This is a genomic window from Mesorhizobium sp. BR1-1-6 (assembly GCF_020165355.1).
Taxonomy (GTDB): domain Bacteria; phylum Pseudomonadota; class Alphaproteobacteria; order Rhizobiales; family Rhizobiaceae; genus Mesorhizobium.
In genome coordinates this window covers 119,723-136,879 of record NZ_JAIUHZ010000008.1, presented here as the reverse complement: position 1 = coordinate 136,879, position 17,157 = coordinate 119,723, and the positions used below count along the sequence as shown (strand labels likewise).

Genomic DNA, 17,157 nt, shown 5'->3' with positions numbered 1-17,157 from the left:
AGGGTTCCCCCTCGGTTTGCCGCGCAGTTTCGACGGTTATTGCGTTTTTATCCGCATTTCCACGCGGCGGTTGGCAGGATCGTACGGGTTGGCGTTGCGAGGGTTCTTCTCGCCCATGCCGACGGCGTTGATGCGCGCGGCCTCGACACCGCTGGCCGTCAGGAAAGCTGCCACCGATTTCGCTCTTCGTTGTGACAGACCTTCGTTGTAGCGCAGCGTGCCCGTCGCATCGGTGTAGCCTTCGACGACGAAGTTGAACGTGCTCAGCCGGTTGTCTTTCAAAGCCTTGGCGAACTCTTCGAGCTCAGCGCGCGCGGTTGCGTCGAGTTGGGCCGAATCCAGCCCGAAATTGATCAGCATGTCGAGGTTGGATCTGCCTTCCTGCTGCCCATTGGTGTTGCTCTTGTTGCACTCCTCTTCGGAACCGACACAAATTCCTCGAGATTTGCCAAGATCGGCTGCGCCGGCAAAAAACTTCACGATGTCTTCTGATTTCCGAGCCGGATCGGCGGAAGCATGGTTCGAGAAAAACACGACCGCCAACACAAAGGCTGAACGACTCCACTGCATAGCGCTCCTCCTGTTTGAGTATCCGATTTTGATCGACCGCGAACATATCAAATTCCAGCGCAATTGTCTGTGGCCAAACGTTGGAGGTGCGATCATCGCGACTGTTTTGGCCGTGGCACGGCTTGAGACTTGACCCGCGCCGTGCCTGAGGCTTGAGTGGCCAAAGTTCCTCGATGAAAGCGCGGCGTTCATGGCCCATGGGCTCCGATTCAAAACGGCACGGGATCTTTTCGCAGCTTGTCCCGCTATCACCAGGGACATGCGCACTCCTCCGACCGAACAGCACTCGATCGCGTTTTGCCGCGACCTCCTCGCCGGGCGCATTCCTGAGGAAGCGATTACATTTTGCGCCTACCTGCTTCCCGAGCGGGCCGCAGTCTGGTGGGCCCACGAATGCCTAAGCCATCTGAGCGACCTCTTCGATGAGACCGATCACCGGTTGCTCGGTCTTGTCCGCGACTGGGTGAGCGAACCCGACAGCCCCCGCCATCGAACAGACGTCAGAGCCGCCGCGGCAAAATCGCCAACAACCCCGGTCGGCTGGATTATCCTAGCTGCGGGATCGCGTGAAGATCGGTCAGCCGTGGCCGCGATGCCGGCACTGGATTTGCAGCATTCTCCTGCTGCCTATGCAATCAATGCCGGAATTCTGGCCGGTCTGGCACGCGTGGCGCTCGTGGACCGTTTCTCGGTGCTGTCGGCGTTCGTCGAAATCGGTATCCAGATGGCCGAGATCGAGGCCCTCCACCAGTCAACGGATGCATCTTAGGGGCACTCGCCCACACGACCGGCACCCACAGAACTGGAGGACGCCCTCCGTCCCGCCTACTTGCAACCCCCTTGAGCCCATTTGGCGAGCGCCACCTTGAAGCGTGTCCCAAGCGGATGCTGCAAGCGCAGAACGGAGACATCGTTGGCGGCGAAATTCTTCGCCTGATCACACAGTCGGGTCTCGTTCCACTCATGGCAGCCGTCGCAGTGCTTGCCCTGCCATACCGAATTGTCGAGGCCCTCCACCGGACTGAAGCGTGGCTCGCCTTTTATGAGCTCCGCAATACTCTTCCCATCGATTTCGGGGTCGCCGAAATCGATCGGAACGTCGAAAAAGATCGGGTCGTCAGAGGCGAGTTTTGGGATTTTCTGACGGAGCACATTGAGTGCGAGTTGGGCGTCATTGGCGGAGCTCGACGGATTAGCAGTGGCATTGCGCGTATCCGAGTCGCCTTGCGGTCCGGGAACGCCCGCCTCACCGACGATCAGCGGTGCGTTGAGATCAACCTTGTGCAGGACGACCTCGGTGGTCAGCGAGACGTTGCTCCAGGGGCGCTGCTTGCTAGCGGTTGCCTTGAACACATCGGCGGTAACACGGTTCATCGCCTCAGTGATGGACACATTTGTCTCGCCAATGTGCGCAAGCAACGCCGAGGTGAACGGCGAATGTTTGCCGGATCCGTCGTAGGCGACCTGATTTGGACTGGTGGCGAACGCGACAAGCGTACCGGCACCGCCATTCTCGATCGAGATTTCCGCAAGGCCGCTTTTTGCTCCCCTGACGCCGGCGGTCTTTGCCAGCACCTCGGCTAGAGGATTGTCGCGACAGGCGTCGAGGAAAATAAGCCTTATGCTGGTCTCGCGAGACATCTGTCGCAGAACGAAATCGACAGGCACCGCCTCGAAGTCGAGCGAAGTCTCGTCCTCCAGGGCGGCATCGATCGGAAGAAGATAGTTGCTGCCTGAAACCTGCAAGCCATGGCCCGCATAGAAGAAAAGCGCGATGTCCGCCCCGCGCACCTGCTTTGCGAACTGCGCTATTGTCGTCTGGGTCTGCAACTTGGTCAGATCGAAGCCGGAAACGACTTCAAAACCAAGATCTTTCAGGCTTTCGGCGATGGCTTTGGCGTCGCGCACCGGATTGGCGAGTGCCGGGGCGTGCAGATATTGGGAGTTGCCAAGTACCAGCGCTGTACGGCGCTCGGCATCGGCTGCCGTCAAAGTGAAAAGCAGCGCAACTGCCGCGAGCCCGATTGCGCGCAGAAGGCTACTGCGACGGGCGATCAGATCGAAACCCACCGGGACAACAGATCCTTCCTCAGTTGACGAGCTTGGTGGCGGAAAACTCGATCCGCCGATTGAGCGCCTTGTTCTTCGGCGTGTCGTTGCCGGCGACTGGGCGTTCCTCGCCGTAGCCGGTCGCCGTAATCTGCGTGCGCGGAATGCCCGCTCCAACAATGGCGTCGGCCACTGCCTGGGCCCTGCGCTCCGATAAGCGCTTGTTCTCTGCAACCGGTCCATCGGCATCGGTGTGTCCGGAAACTTCGACCTTTAGGCCTGGGCATTTGCTGACGACACCGACGACCTCAGCGAGGAGCGGGCGGCTTTGGGCATCGAGCCGCGCGCTCGCGGGGCGAAAATAGATCGCCCCGGTACGGGACAGCACCGCAAACCTGTTGAGGCATTCCTCATCGTTGAAGTTGGTCTTCGTCGCATCGGTGGCGACGGGCCCGACCTCGGTGCTTGCCGCAACGGTCTGGGCGGGGGGCGGCTTGCTTCCGTCGGCCGTGAACACGAAATCGAACGACACCGATGCGGTAGGAACAATGTTGGTCACACTGGCCGCCTGTTGGAGTTTGTCGACATTGGGCAATAGACCGAAGTCTTCCACATGCACCGCGACAGGGGCCTCCGAGGCGACCGAGACCATGGTGTCGCTGACCATGGTCACCACGACATTGGCCTCAAGATCCTTGTCGACCCCATGCAGGTTGAGACGGAATGGAAGAACCGCCTTCATACGTCGCTTGGTGGCGAGGTCGGCAAATGCCGCCGGATCCACTTTCGCTGTCAGTTCGGCGGTTGGAAACTTGTAGGTCTCAAAGAAGAGGAACCGCATCCGGACATTGCGCAGGTCGACCCCGGTATCGACTGAGTTGAGGTCAAAGGAGACCTTGGCGTCGCCGGTCGAAGTGAGGCTGCCGGAAATATTCCTGATCTTGTTGGTTTCGACGATCGTGTTCTTCTTGACCGACTGATAGGTGAGGACCGAAGCGGTCGGATCGAGCGTCCAGTTTGTCTGCGCGTTCGCCGTTCCCAGTCCGGGCAAAAACAACACGAACAACGAAACGATCAAGCCAAGCGTCTTCGCGGCGACTCTGCTTCTTGACCGTGCTTTGCGCCAGACTCCGAGAACTTCGAACATGGCTCCCCCTGCCTACGACAACAGAACCCCGTATCGACATCACGACCATGCGGTGTCTCCAGAGAGCATAGAGCACTTGCTGCCAATTGGCGAGCATCCCGGTTGGTGTGTTTGGCCAGCCCGCGATCCCGGCATCACGATACCGCACCTTGCCTGAGTGCGGGGGATTCGAAGGTCCTGCTATTCCCATCCCAAAGACGTCAGGAACTCAGCGCGGGCGCGGATGATCCGCGGATCGAGGAACCGCTAGAAAGCTATCTTAAGTCCGAGCTTGGCGCCAATAGTGGAGCTATCCGAGGAGGCCTTACCACGGACTTCGCCGTTGACGGTCGTCAACTCCGAAACTTTCAGGTTGAACCCCGTCGATAGCGCCACGGAAAAATCCGCATCGTCGAAGGCGATCGTCCTGGTACCGATCTCGGTCGTGTTCTTGTAACCGAAACGCTGCTGCAATTCGCCACGCGCATAGGGGCTGAACACCATACCGTTGCTCAGCGTGTAATCGCCATAAATGCCAGGCTCGAACTTGATGGCGCCAAATGAAAGCCGGCTCTTGCCGAACTGATTGCCACCGCTGTCAGTGTAGGGATCGCCGCGGAATGAAACACCAAGCAGGCCGCCACGCAGATCGAAACGGGTGCGTTCGCCCAGCGCGAAGATGTGGCCGACAGATCCCGTGACCGCGTAGCCCTCGGTGTCATAGCTGCCGGTGGTGTCAAGCACCCCGTTCATCACGTCGCTTCGGCCGAAGAAACCGGAGGCCGAGACCAGCGCGTAATTGTAGTCCTTGCGCAACAGTGCGTAGCCGCCGAACAGTCCGGCCTTGTTGTTACCTTCCCCTATGGCATCAAATCCCTGGAAGGCTCCGAGATTGACGTCAGTCGAGGCGTAGCCGGCGAATACACCGATGTTCAGGCCATACTCATTGTCGAACTGGAAATGCTTGGCGGCATTGAAGTCCAGGCTGATGGCGGCCGAAAAATCATTGGCATCGAAGCTCGGGCCCGGGCCATTCAGGCCGCCGCCACTGATGTTATAGCCGTCATGCTCGGTATGAGCGAACTGGCCGGAAGCAAAGACCCCGAAGCTCGAAGAAACCGGTACCATTCCAGATCCGGATGCAGGCGAAAGGTGGAGGTCAGCATCGATCGCGTCGCGGTTTATGCCGTAGAGAGCGTCGAGTGCCACCTCGACCGCGCCCGCGTTGGTCGCGCTGGTCGGCGCCGCCGCAATGCCGAAACTGGCCGGCGTGGCACGCAGGAACAAGCCGCCATTCGGGCCGTTCACGATCTCATAGCTGAAAAGCGAACCCGGCGTGCCGGAAATACTTCCGAGACGGAAGGTGCCGGCAACCGGTCCGCTGGCCGAGACGATGATCGGGATATTGGTCACTTGGGCGAATTGGGGGGTGCCCAGCAGATTGACAATAATGGTGCTGGTGCCGGCAGCCGAAAACGCATTGGCAACGAGTTGATCCGACCGTAGCGTCTGTTGGTTGATGTCGAGGCTGATGGTGGCGCTGTTGAGGGCGAGGCCGCCGAGCATCAACACGTCGTCGGCGACACCGTCCATCATGTTGATCAGGGAATTTGTCGCGATGATCGAACCCGGCATAGTGACGTTGCCGTTGATGAACAGCGTTGAACCGTTACCGAGGTTGAGTTGGTTTATGCCCTGCGTGCCACCGCTGAAGCGAAGGGTCGAATGGTCGGCCGAAAAATTGTCGAAGCCGGCAAAGTTCTGGCTCTTGCCGCCGGCGGCAAGGTCGGTGTCGACGACTGTGCCGTTGGCGCCTGTACCGCTGAATAGCACCCCGTCGCTAAGGATGAGCGGCTCGACGGCGCCGATATGATCGATGGTTAGCGTGTTGGGTCCAAGGCCGGTAATGTCACCCTCGATCGTGCCACCCGACAAATGGACATGTTCGGCGTCGATGCCGCCCTTTATGTCGCCGCCGACGACCGAGACGCTGTCGAAGCCTAGGCCGCCGGTGATGTTGCCACCTGTCGTGGCGCCTATGGTTCCGCCGTTTATGTTGACGGTGTCGTCGCCGTCATTGCCGAATATGCTGCCGCCAATGGTGGCGTTGCCAGCGACCATTATCGTGTCGTTTCCGCCCGCTCCGTCGAGGTCGAGGTCGACCGCGGCACTGCCGCTGACGCTGACCCGGTCATTGCCAGCCCCGGCATCCAGGGCATCAACTGTGCCTCCCGCAATGATGATGGTGTCATTGCCATCGCCCCCGGAGAGAACGCCGGCGGTCGGCGCGCTGAAAAAAATTCCCTCCTCGGTAGTGAGCATGCCGATCGATAACAGGTCGTCACCTCTGCCGCCGGTCACATTGCCAACCTGTGTACCGTCGCCGAATATCACAGCGCTGTCGGCACCATCTCCAAGGTCAATGTCCTGAATACTGCCGGCCTGGATGACGACCAGGTCATCCCCGGCCCCGGTATTGAGATTGGCCGCGACGGTTGGGGCGTACGGAACCCCCAAGAAATCCCCATAGAACATCTCAAACCGGTCGTTGCCGCCGAGGAGTTCGATTGTACCGTCCGCCGGCTGCAAGGAGGTCGACCCTCCCGCAGGCAGGCCGCCTACACCGGGTGTTGTCGCCGCTTTATCGGTCAGGAGGCCGCCAAAAATTCTCACGACGTCGTCGCCATTGCCGTCGTAGTCGTTGACGATGACTTCCGACGAGTTCTCGAACCCGCTAAATCGGGTGGTGAATACGCCATCGACGTCCTGAAAATCCCCGGTCGTCGTGCAGTTCACGGTAACCGATGTCGCCTGGAAGGGAGTGCCGCCGCCGTTTGCAGTAGCGGAGCAGGCCGCCGCGCCAGAGACTTGGAACGTGGACGCCGCCGCTAAGGCGAGCAACGAGACTCCCGTCCATTGATAGGCCTCGCGCGACACTCTCATTCGACCCCACCTTACGAGAAATCGATACCGTCACAAATCAAGGCAATTAAATAGATCAACGATCCATCTCATGGGATCGTTGACTGCTTAACCGGCACTGTACGCGTCGCGTTGCTGGGCGGCAATGGTTTGGCGTTCGTTCTCAGGAGACTATAAGGCTATCTGTGGCGACAAGGACACTATCGTAAACTTAAATGAGCCTGTCAAAAGCAGTGGCCAAACTTCAAAGGCATCTTTAAAGATCAGAATAGGCCGCCGAAACAGTCAGATCTCCCGCATGTGCAATCTTGCGATGGTAGCTTGCCCATATTTCGCCACCACACTGCTCAACCCAGCGGTGACAGAACGAGAAATCGGTAGGGAGGTCCAGTTCCGGCGTCACAATCTTCGCAAATGGCGTCAGGAAATTCTCGAACTGAGCGGTGTACTTGCTCTTTCTGTAACGAGACCGGTCCACCGTCTCGGGTAACTTCTCGATTATGGCCGTCACGCAGTCGCGGGAGACCAGAAAGATGCCCGTGCCGCATGACGTTACCCGGACAAAGCCTTCTTGCTCTTGCCGAGGTTCGACGACGGTTCCGATGAACTCCAGGCTTTGCGCAAAGGCTTTGTCGAAGGGCAGTGTCGAGAGGGAATGGAGTTTGCGCAGATCGATCCGGCGCCGCGGATACAGGGTGCCGACGACTTGCTTGTCCAGCGCCAGCATCGCCGCGATAAGATCAGGTGAAAAGCCCATGTCACTGTCGATCATCAGAATGTGGCTGCAATCCGGTTTATTGTAGTAGAAATTCGTGAGCAGATAGTTCCGCGAAAATGGAATATCCGTGTACTCGATTTCCGACAACGTGAAGGCGTAGTTGGACAGGCTCTTATGAGTTAAGGCCGCGAACAGGCTGCGAACGAACACGCTTTTGTAGGCGGCTCCATAAACCGGCAGCGCAAGATTGATCTTGGTCGGCATCTTGTCCTCCACAGTCCAATGACTGATCGCATACAAATCCCTTTTCCCTATCTTTGACAGGATTCTTGGTATAAATTTTGGTGACCTTCGCCGGTATGAGGGCAGGCGCTTAGGCTGATTGTGGTTGCGTCGTGGTGCGTTGGGAAGTTGCTGGACCAAGATTGAGGCAGGCCGGAGCGAGCATGCTGATATGACCCACTGCAACAGACTTCTGTTTCGTGTCCCACTGTTTCTCATTTTTCTGCTTCTTGGCTCAGCTGGTGCTCGCGCCGCGGTCGAGCCGACCGCGGCGCCGCAGCCACGCAACCGGCTAGCGATCGTCATCGGGAATTCGAACTATCAAAGCAGCCGACTTGAGCATCTCCCCAATGCCGCAAATGATGCCGCAAAGCTCTCAGAGAGCTTGAAGCGGCTAAATTTTGAGGTCCTGACGGGCACCGATCTTTCGACCCAAGATTTTTCCAGAATCTTTCGAGAAGCTGATGCAAGGCTGCCTACCGTCAGCGCAGTTTTGATTATCTACGCCGGTCATGGCGTGCAGTTGACCGGCGAAAACTACCTGCTCCCGGTCGATACGCCCGATCCTGAAAGCCTGGAAAAACTCACCGCCACGGCCATCAAGCTGAATGATGTGATCGCGCGGTTCGCGCGCCGCGACCGCCAGACGTTCATATTCCTGGACGCGTGCCGCAACAATCCGCTCGGTGCCGGTGCCGGCAATGGTCTGGCGCAAGTTGAAGTCGGTGAAAACACGTTCGTTGCCTTTGCCACCCAGCCAGGCAATGTCACGGCCGATGGCGGCGGCGAAAACAGCCCGTTCACCATTGCGCTGCTGAAGAATCTCGAGATCCCCGGGCTCAGCATTTCGGATATGATGATCCGCGTCCGCAACGAAACCGAAGCGTTGACGGTTGGCCGTCAAGTGCCGTGGGATCAATCGAACCTGCGTGAGCAGTTCTATTTCACGGAGCAACAGGTACTCGATCCGGGACAGTTGAGCGCAAGCCTTTCACGCATCCTTGCGGACCCCGCGGCAAAGAAGAGATTGCAAGTCGAGCTTGCCTCCAATGACCTGCAGACCGCCGTGCTAATCGTCGGACAGACGTTGCGGTCGGTCGAGATTCCGGCACCGTCCGCCAGTTCACCGGAGCCGGTTGGCACACAGGTCGCCAATCTGTCTCCGACCGAAAGGGTTGAGGACGCTCGCCAAAGCGTCGTCTCCGGTCTCGAAACGCTCATTGTCGGCGCATCCATGGGCGAGGCGGACAAAGACAAGACAGCCGATCTTGCGCGCAACGTTCAGACCGAACTTCGTCGCTTGGGTTGCTACCGGATGCAGATTGATGGAGATTGGGGCACGGGTTCAATCCGTGCTCTCACCGACTACTACAAGAATACCAAGCAAGTCGCGGCGACGACGGAGCCGAGCGTCGGACTGCTGGGCGATCTCTTTTTGCGCTCAGGCAGAATCTGCAAGCAGCCGGTCATCGTGAAGGCCAAGCCGGCTAAGATAGCGTCGGACGCCGCCCCTTCACGAAACGGCTCCGTACGGACGACTGCGAAACGCTCGCAGGCCGCCCCGAGACGTCCCGCGCCTCCCCCACCGGACATCAGTGGCGGCATAGGCATTGGTGGTGTGTTTTAGCGAGCCGGTCAGCAATGGGCCGCGCTCGAGTTCCAGATCAGGTGCTGCAGCCCAACAAGATGATCAAGCGTCACGGTAACGAGCGCCACGCTGGAATTCGAGGCGAAAAGCTGCGCGGATGATGAAACTGTCCGACCCCGGCCCCCGAGACGGGCGATCATATGCTGGCGTAATTGTTCATTCATATTCGGTGGCTCAGTACAAGGTAGATAGCGGGGACTAACATCAACCAGCCCCCCATTCCCAACACTACCAAAATCGCCACGCGCTCGGTTCGCCTGACAAGGTCGGCAATGTTTTCCTCGTTCGTCAAAGAAACAGCGTCCAGTAGCGCAGGCGCATGATCATCGTTGTCATTTGCCGGTTGGTTTGCGTTGCCACTCTCATTGGTTCTCTGGATCGATGTCATTGTCTTTTGCTCACCAAACATACTGGAAATAGAGGGCCCGCCAGCCACCGAAGCGGCTTGCGGGCCCTATCAGCACAGGAAGGGACGTAGCTGTGCCGATCCACAACATGTCAGCCAAGGAATATGCCGATCACCAAAAATGTGACGGCTGCGGCGAAAGTTGGCGCGAGCAACCAACGCGCTTGGCCAATGCTTTTATCCATCTGCTTTCTCCTGATTTGGAGAAGCAACTAGCCTAGCCCTAAGCCGTTCCGCCTAGTCTCAAGAGATAAGACCATTGCGTTTTGTGATCGGCCTTTGGTCTGGTCAGGATTCCGACTGAAGCCTGATCGAGGAACGTTCGGCCTGCCGACGTGTTCAGTTGCCTGGCGCACAGAAGACTTGTGCTGTCGCCGGAACAACAGGAGAAAAACCATGAGGATCCCCCTTACCAGCACCGCTGCCGCGCTATTGCTTTTGGCCGGCGTCGGCGCAGTTGCGGCACAGGATGTTGTCATCACACCGGAACAGGACACCGTCGTGCGCAAATACGTGAAGAAGCAACCGCTGGCTTCCGTGAACCTTCTCGGACTTGAGCTGAATGTCGGCACGGCTCTGCCGGACACGGTCGAGCTCCATGAGGTCCCCAATGTCAAATACCGGTATGTGGTGATCGACAACCGCACGGTTTTGGTGGACCCGGGCACCCGCAAGATCGTCAAAGTCTACGACTGAGACCTAGAACGAACCCGACCTCCGCCATAGCTGGCGGCGGGTTGGGTATGTCAAATCGCCATTCGGACAGTTGAGATAAACTCCTGAAGTCGAGACGTCGCAACCCCCTCGTGGCGCGCCTGGTGGATCTCTAGAACACGCGCTCAACTCGACTTGGCACAAGGTACTTACTTCCTGGTGATCCAATCCAGCAAGCCAACTTCGACCTGATCGCACCCGGCGTATTCGAGTACCAGGGTCTTAGCCAGATCGCGCCATCGACATTTGGGCGCGTATGTTCCCAACACCAAATCTTTGAACACTGCCCGGAGAACATCGGCATCGAACGCTGAGATAGCGAAGGGAACCGGGTCTGCATCCTCCCAAGCTCGGGAGGTGTCATCGCCATGGCTTTGGCGCAGGCGTTTCAGAAGCTCGCGTGATGTCGCGAGCACGCGTCGGGAGTGATCAATATCGCGCGGAAATGCGGCGCGACGTGGCAGGAAGGTGGCTTCAATAGCCGCCCGCGCAATGTCTGTATGGGTATCGAGCATCGCTGCCTCCCTTAAGCAGTTATCGGGGCTGCACCTTCTTAGGTGCTGAGCTGCGAATCTCAGTCATCAGCCCTTGCTCTCGGAGCCGAGCTGTCTTCGCATCCCGTGCCGCCCGCTCGACCTCGATCGACTCGCGCGCAACATCCGAGGTGCGCTCTTTTCTCTCGTGCCTTTTTTGTCGGTGAACCGTTGCCTTCTCCGCATCGTCGCCCCGATCTGACGGTCCCGCGGTGTTGTCGCACAGAACGATTGTGGCCAGATGCGGGCGACCTGGGAGGTGTTTCACCTGCCGAGCCAGCAGCCGCTGCCGCTCGGGCTGCGACTGTTTTGCGAACCGTCTAAAAGGTTGGACATCATGGCCAAGCCAATCATCCACTTTGAAATAATAGGGCGTGATCCTGCGAACCTGCGCCGCTTTACGCGGAACTCTTCGGATGGGAATTCGAGATCGGCGGATCGGTCTCGCCGCTTGTTCCCGACGCAACTATGGCTTCCTTGCCCCGCCTCCGGGGCTCAATCGGTAGCAGGGGCGTTGGAGGCGGGAGAAATTTTGATCCGGATGTAGTCCCGCTTCTCGGACGTGGTGCGCTTTTCAGAGCCCCCTTTAGAAACTCAATTTCCAAGGCTTGCCGGCCTACCAGCCGCTCCAGCGCTGCGATCCGCGCCTCATAGGTCTGCATCGTGTCGGCCGCCGCCACGTCTTCGTCGAAGGAGCCGGCCTCGTATTTCTGAACCCAGATGCGGATCAGGTTACGCGGCAGTTCGTGCCGCTTGGCGAGACCATGCAGCGTCTCGCCGGACAGGAACTCCTGCACTACCTGACGTTTGAACTCGATGCTGTGCGTGCGATAAGCCACCATGGGCTTCCATCCTTCGAAAGCCCGGCTTCCAAGTCAATTCTGCTTGTTCATCCTGTCCGGTCCGAGGGGCGCACTCCACACATGGGTCTCATTTAGCCGGTATTTGCATCGTCATGACGCAGAGAAGCTCGAACAGGAGGGTGGCACCGGTTAGCGCGGTGACGCCCGAAGGATCGAGCGGCGGCGAGACTTCGACCAGATCGGCGCCGATGATGTCGACGCCGGCCAGCGCTCGGATCATCTTCTGGGCCTCGCGCGTCGTTATGCCGCCGATCTCCGGGGTGCCGGTGCCGGGGGCAAAAGACGGATCGAGCGCGTCGATGTCGAACGAGACGTAGGTCGGCGCGTCGCCGACGATCGAGCGCGCCTCGGCCATCACCGTGCCCACGCCGCGCTCCATGAATTCCTCGATGAAGATGATCCGGATGCCGGCCTCGCGGGCGAAATCGTAGTTTTCCACATCGGAGATCGCTCCTCGGATGCCGATCTGGACCATGCGCTTGGGATCGAGCAGGCCTTCCTCGACGGCACGGCGGAACGGGGTGCCGTGATTATAGCGGTTGCCGAAGAACTCGTCATAGGTATCGGAATGGGCATCGAAGTGAATGAGGCCGGCCGGTTCCTTGGCGATGCCGCGCAGGATGGGCAGCGTGATCAGATGATCGCCGCCGACGACCAGAGACCGGGCGCCGGAGTGGTGGACGTTTTCGAAGAAGGCGCTGATCGTGTCCAGCGAGCCGGGCAGGTCGAGCGGGTTTACAATCACGTCGCCGCAGTCGCCGGCACGCACCTGTTCGAAAGGCGAGACGCCCGTCACATGGTGGACGCGCCGCACCAGGCTGGATTGGTTGCGGATTTCGCGCGGTCCATGGCGCGCGCCCGGCCGGTTGGTGGTGCCGCCGTCGAAGGGGACGCCGATCAGCGCGATGTCGACCTGCTCGGGGGTAGCCATGGGCAGGCGCATGAAGGTTGAAGGGCCGGCAAAACGCGGAACGCTGCCGGAATCGAGTGGCTGGAAATTTGTAATGCTCATGGTCTTGTGTCCTGTTGGCGCATCGGGTCGCTTGACCGCGAGGCGCACTCCGAAGGTGGTGCTATTTCTGTTGGAAGTCGGACCTGTGGGCGTCGCGCCAGGCGTTCTGCTTGCCGGCGCGCTTGGCCGCGAGGCAGAACAGGGCCTCGGCCAGCAGCCGGCCGGCCAGGATGCTGGTGGTGCCGCTGGAAGCATCGAAATCCGGCGATACCTCCACGAGGTCGAACCCAGCAAAGCCGTCGCGGGCCACTATCCTTACGCCGCGAATGATCTCGCGCGAGGTAAGGCCGCCTGGTTCGGGGCTGTTGGTTGCCGGGGCAAAGGCTGGATCGACGCCGTCGATGTCGAGGCTGATATAGAGGCGCGCGCCGTCGGCACTGGCGATGGCGCGTGCGCGTTCGGCAACCGTTTCGATGCCGAGGCGCTCGACTTCCTCCATGGAAAACACAGTGATGCCGAGCTTGCGGTAAAGCGGGGTCCATTCGAGCAGGTTGCGGGGGCCGCGCGCGCCGATGACAACGATGCGGCGAGGGGCCACCTTGTCGAGTTCGGCAATGCGCAGCAGGGGCGAGGCGCGGGTGAGGCGGTCGCCGCCGAAGGATTCGCTGAGATCGAGATGGGTGTCAAAAACGATGAGCCCGACCGGGGTGTCGCCGGCATCGGAGACCGCGCGTACCGCCGGATAGCTGATGCCGTGATCGCCGCCGATGGTCAGCGGCACCGCCCCGTTGACCAACACCGCGGCAAGCCGCGCTTCGAGGCGGGCGTAGCTGGCGGCATTGTCGCCCGGCACTACATCGATGTCGCCGGCATCGGCGACGGTGATATGGGCCAGCATGTCGAGGTCCCAGTCGAAGCTGTAGCTGCCATAAAGAAGCGAGTATTTGCGGATTTCCTGCGGGGCGCGGCGGGTCGCGCCGCCGCGAAAGGTGGCGATGCCGTCATAGGGCATGCCCACCACCACAGCGTCGGCGGAAAGACCTGCCAGATCGCGCACATAGGGAAATGCCATGAAGGGTGGCACGTCGCCATACATGCGGGGAACACCTGCCGGGCTCAAACCTTCGCTCATGGTACGGTCCTCCGTCTTGTCGTGTCGATTGTGCCGCTGCCCTACTGGCCGGCGGTGGGCTCGCTCTGGAACAGCATGTTGCGCTGTCTCCAAGTGTCGAGGAATTCACGCAAGCGCGGGCTTTGCGGATCGTTGAAGAGTTTGGCGGGCGGGCCCTGCTCGATCACCTTGCCGCGGTCCATGAAGACGACACGGTCGGCGACCTGGGCGGCAAAGCCCATCTCGTGCGTCACCACCACCATGGTAATGCCCTCGACGGCCAGTTGCTTCATGGTGTCGAGAACCTCGCCAACGAGCTGGGGATCGAGCGCCGAGGTCGGTTCGTCGAACAGGATCACATGCGGCTCCATCGCGACCGCCCGGGCGATGCCGACGCGCTGCTGCTGGCCGCCGGAAAGCTGCGAGGGGTAGCGCTCGGCGAAATCCGCGAGGCCGACCTTGGCCAGCGCACGGCGCCCGCTTTCCTTCGCCTTGGCGGCGGGAGCGCGCTTGGAAAGACGCAATCCCAGCGTCACGTTATCCAGCACTGTCATATGCGGCCATAGGTTGAAGTGCTGGAACACCATGCCGACGTTGCGGCGCACGGAATCGATGTTCTGGTCGCTTTCTCGTACCAGTCCTTCGGCACCGCGCTTGTAGCCGAGCAACCGGCCCTCGATCTCGATCTCGCCGCTCGTATATTCCTCGAGGAAGCTCGCGCAACGCAGCAACGTGCTCTTGCCCGACCCCGAGGGTCCGATGATGCAGACGACCTCGGAGAGGTTGATGTCGAGCGAGATCCCGGACAGGGCCGCGAATGTGCCGAAATCCTTGGTCAGATTCCGGATTTTGATGACGGGTTCGGTGGTTTCAGTGGCCATCGTTTATTCCCAAATTGGTGGTTGAGCGGCCTAGAACCGCACCCGGCGCTCAACATATTTGCCGAGCTGCGCGACTGCCTCGACCAGCAGCCAGTACAGTAGGGCGGCGGCGAGATAAGGTTCGATGACCGCGTAGGTCTCGTTGACGAATTGCGTCGTGTTCTTGGTCAGCTCGGCAACGGTGATGATGGACAGCACCGCGGATTCCTTGATGAGGATGATGATCTGGTTGACCATCGGTGGCGTGATCATGACCAGCATCTGCGGCAGCTTGATATGGCGGATGATCTGCGTGCCTGAGAGCCCGGCCATGCGCGCCGCCTCGATCTGGCCTTTGGAGATCGACTGGAAACCGGAGCGGAAGATTTCGGCGAAATAGGCGGCACCATAGAAGCCGAGGCCGAAAACACCCACCGCTTCGGCACTCAGCCGGAGGCCTATGCTCGGGCCGCCATAATAGAGCACGAACAGCAGGATCAGGATCGGCAGGCCGCGCATGATCTCGATATAGGCACGAACGGCCCAGCGCAGTGGCGTGAACGGCGTGCTCTCGAGGCAGGCGAGCAACAGGCCGATCGCCAGTCCAAGGGCTGTGGCAAGTGCGCAGATCCAGGCCGTCGTCGCCAGGCCGGCCAGCATCAGCGGCCCGTATTGCACCCATAGGTCGAAGAATTGCGCCATGGCTCAGGCCCTCCGCGCCAGCCGTTGCTCGGCCATGCGGCCGATCAGCGACAGAAGGAAATTGATGACGATATAGATGACGGCGGCGGTGATGTAGATTTCGAACGGGCGATAGGTGGTCGCGACGATCTGCTGGCTTACCCGCATCAGTTCCGTCACCGCGATAACGGAGACCAGCGATGAGTTTTTCAGGATGCTGATGGTCTCATTGACCAGCGACGGGATGACGAGGCGCAATATCTGGGGCACGAGTATATGCTGGCGCCCCGCCCATTTGCGTATGCCTACCATGCGCGCCGCCTCCAGTTGCCCTGGTGGGATGGCCAAAAGTCCGCCGCGAAATATCTCGGCCTGGAAGGCGATCGTGTTCAGGGTCAGCGCGAGGATGGCCGCGAGGATGGGCGCTACATTGATGCCGATGAGCGGCAGCAGATAATAGATAATCAGCAACTGCACGAGGATGGGCGTGCCGCGCCACACGCTTTGATAGATGCGCGAAAAGTAGCGCAGCCACGTCTTCTTCGAGGTGACGCCGAAGCACAGGACGAGGCCGAGCGGCATGCCGAGGATGATGGCGACGCCCGACACCAGGATGGTCATGCCCGCGCCCCAGAGCATGATGGGCAGGTTGTTCTGGATGAGGGCGAACATTGCCAAGTCGTCAGACCTTATGGACTTGAGGCCAGGCTTGCAGCCTGTGCGTTGTTAGGCAGGCGAGGCTGGAAAGCCTCACCTTTATCCGGGCGTTGGATGCCGACTCGTCAGCTCTTGGGTTCGGGCAGAGCGTCCGTCGGCAGTTTCATGGTGAAGCCGAACCACTTTTCCTGAAGTTTGGCCATGGTTCCATCGGCGGCGAGCTTGCGGAACTGGTCATCGATGAAGTCGGCAAGCGCCTTGCTGTCGTCGTCCTTGCGGAAGGCCCAGCTGAAATAGGTCGGGTCCCCGAACGTTGTGCGGATGGTTTCGAAGACGTCGCCGCGCTGCGTCTGCAGGTAGAGCAGATTGGGCAGGGAATTCACGACGGCATCCGTGCGCCCGGCAGCGAGATCGGCATAGGCTTCATTGAAGTCGACATAGGTCTGGATGTTGGCGATCGGCGCTAGGCCTTTTGCCTTTAAATCCTCGGAAAAGGCCTCGGTGCCCTTGAGCTGTGCCGAGCCGGCCTGCGTGCCGACATTTTTGCCGCTCAGGTCTTCGGGCGTGTTCAAGGCGGTGTCGCCTTTGCGCTTGACGTAGGAGAACGACGCGTCGGCGATTGGCAGAGACAGCCTGTAGGTATCATAGCGCTGTTTGTTAACGGTGACGGACGTTATGATGGCATCGAACTTCTCCGTCTGCAAACCGGGCAGCAAGCCCTGGAACGGCAGGTCGAGCCGGTTCACCTTCACGTCCGGCAGCGCCTTCATGACTTCTTCGAAGAGGTCAACTCCGTAGCCTACGATCTTGCCGTTTTCGACATATTCGAACGGCGGGTAGCGGGCCTCGGACGCGATGGTGATTTCCCCCTTTGCCTTGATCCGATCCAGAAGATCGGAGGCGGTGGCAAAGCTCGCCACGGCGAGCGAGAGCGACGCGGCCAACAGCGTCGAAGTGCACAGTTTCAAAGCGGATCGCATAACTTCCTCCAGTTTCGTATGTTCCCGTTTATTATGGATTATTTGGAGTCCGAGGCTTCTGTACGCGCTCAGGAATCTCGCATGC

Annotated in this window: 16 protein-coding genes; 3 read left to right on the top strand and 13 right to left on the bottom strand. The window is 59.7% G+C overall.

Features of this window, described 5'->3' with window-relative positions; all coding sequences use genetic code 11:
• Window positions 1-36: 36 nt before the first annotated feature.
• Window positions 37-570, bottom strand: coding sequence for an OmpA family protein (locus tag LB545_RS17655; RefSeq protein ID WP_140498307.1), 534 nt, complete (start codon window positions 568-570; stop codon window positions 37-39).
• Between the two features lie 259 nt (window positions 571-829).
• Here LB545_RS17655 and LB545_RS17650 point away from each other — a divergent pair, with 259 nt between their 5' ends.
• Complete coding sequence (locus LB545_RS17650) at window positions 830-1,339, top strand: DUF6931 family protein (RefSeq protein ID WP_224519101.1); 510 nt, start codon at window positions 830-832, stop codon at window positions 1,337-1,339.
• Between the two features lie 56 nt (window positions 1,340-1,395).
• Here LB545_RS17650 and LB545_RS17645 read toward each other — a convergent pair whose 3' ends face one another.
• The 4 genes from LB545_RS17645 to LB545_RS17630 form a co-directional block, all read right to left on the bottom strand.
• Window positions 1,396-2,640: a caspase domain-containing protein gene (locus tag LB545_RS17645; protein WP_140515089.1), complete on the bottom strand. Its 1,245-nt coding sequence runs from the start codon at window positions 2,638-2,640 to the stop codon at window positions 1,396-1,398.
• 19 nt (window positions 2,641-2,659) lie between these two features.
• Complete coding sequence (locus LB545_RS17640; RefSeq protein ID WP_140515088.1) at window positions 2,660-3,766, bottom strand: OmpA family protein; 1,107 nt, start codon at window positions 3,764-3,766, stop codon at window positions 2,660-2,662.
• Window positions 3,767-4,012: 246 nt separating this feature from the next.
• Window positions 4,013-6,688 carry an autotransporter gene (locus LB545_RS17635; protein WP_140623914.1) on the bottom strand — a complete coding sequence of 892 codons (2,676 nt, stop codon included), beginning with the start codon at window positions 6,686-6,688 and terminating at the stop codon, window positions 4,013-4,015.
• Between the two features lie 235 nt (window positions 6,689-6,923).
• Entirely contained in the window at window positions 6,924-7,649 is a 726-nt protein-coding gene (locus tag LB545_RS17630) for a hypothetical protein (RefSeq protein WP_140498312.1), read from the bottom strand.
• Window positions 7,650-7,839: 190 nt separating this feature from the next.
• Between LB545_RS17630 and LB545_RS17625 the strand changes: the two genes are divergently transcribed.
• Together LB545_RS17625 and LB545_RS17620 are read left to right on the top strand one after the other, a co-directional pair.
• Window positions 7,840-9,294: a caspase domain-containing protein gene (locus LB545_RS17625; protein WP_224705552.1), complete on the top strand. Its 1,455-nt coding sequence runs from the start codon at window positions 7,840-7,842 to the stop codon at window positions 9,292-9,294.
• An 823-nt stretch (window positions 9,295-10,117) separates the two neighbouring features.
• A complete protein-coding gene (locus LB545_RS17620; RefSeq protein WP_140515085.1) occupies window positions 10,118-10,417 on the top strand; it encodes a DUF1236 domain-containing protein in 300 nt (99 codons plus the stop codon).
• A 167-nt stretch (window positions 10,418-10,584) separates the two neighbouring features.
• Here the strand turns inward: LB545_RS17620 and LB545_RS17615 are convergent, their stop codons facing one another.
• From LB545_RS17615 to LB545_RS17580, 8 genes are all read right to left on the bottom strand, one after another.
• The gene (locus LB545_RS17615; protein WP_140524764.1) at window positions 10,585-10,950 is read right to left on the bottom strand and encodes a hypothetical protein; all 366 of its coding nucleotides are present in this window, start codon (window positions 10,948-10,950) and stop codon (window positions 10,585-10,587) included.
• 416 nt (window positions 10,951-11,366) lie between these two features.
• Window positions 11,367-11,810, bottom strand: a complete 444-nt coding sequence (locus LB545_RS17610; RefSeq protein WP_224681797.1) for a transposase — start codon at window positions 11,808-11,810, stop codon at window positions 11,367-11,369.
• An 88-nt stretch (window positions 11,811-11,898) separates the two neighbouring features.
• Window positions 11,899-12,843, bottom strand: a complete 945-nt coding sequence (gene speB, locus LB545_RS17605) for an agmatinase (protein WP_140524765.1) — start codon at window positions 12,841-12,843, stop codon at window positions 11,899-11,901.
• A gap of 61 nt (window positions 12,844-12,904) precedes the next feature.
• The gene (locus LB545_RS17600) at window positions 12,905-13,915 is read right to left on the bottom strand and encodes an agmatinase family protein (protein WP_140498318.1); all 1,011 of its coding nucleotides are present in this window, start codon (window positions 13,913-13,915) and stop codon (window positions 12,905-12,907) included.
• A gap of 41 nt (window positions 13,916-13,956) precedes the next feature.
• Window positions 13,957-14,775, bottom strand: coding sequence for an amino acid ABC transporter ATP-binding protein (locus LB545_RS17595; protein WP_140498319.1), 819 nt, complete (start codon window positions 14,773-14,775; stop codon window positions 13,957-13,959).
• A gap of 30 nt (window positions 14,776-14,805) precedes the next feature.
• Complete coding sequence (locus LB545_RS17590) at window positions 14,806-15,456, bottom strand: amino acid ABC transporter permease (protein WP_140498320.1); 651 nt, start codon at window positions 15,454-15,456, stop codon at window positions 14,806-14,808.
• A gap of 3 nt (window positions 15,457-15,459) precedes the next feature.
• On the bottom strand, window positions 15,460-16,107 hold the full coding sequence (locus LB545_RS17585) for an amino acid ABC transporter permease (protein ID WP_140557324.1): 648 nt from the start codon (window positions 16,105-16,107) through the stop codon (window positions 15,460-15,462).
• Between the two features lie 110 nt (window positions 16,108-16,217).
• A complete protein-coding gene (locus LB545_RS17580; protein WP_140581142.1) occupies window positions 16,218-17,072 on the bottom strand; it encodes a transporter substrate-binding domain-containing protein in 855 nt (284 codons plus the stop codon).
• Window positions 17,073-17,157: the final 85 nt, after the last annotated feature.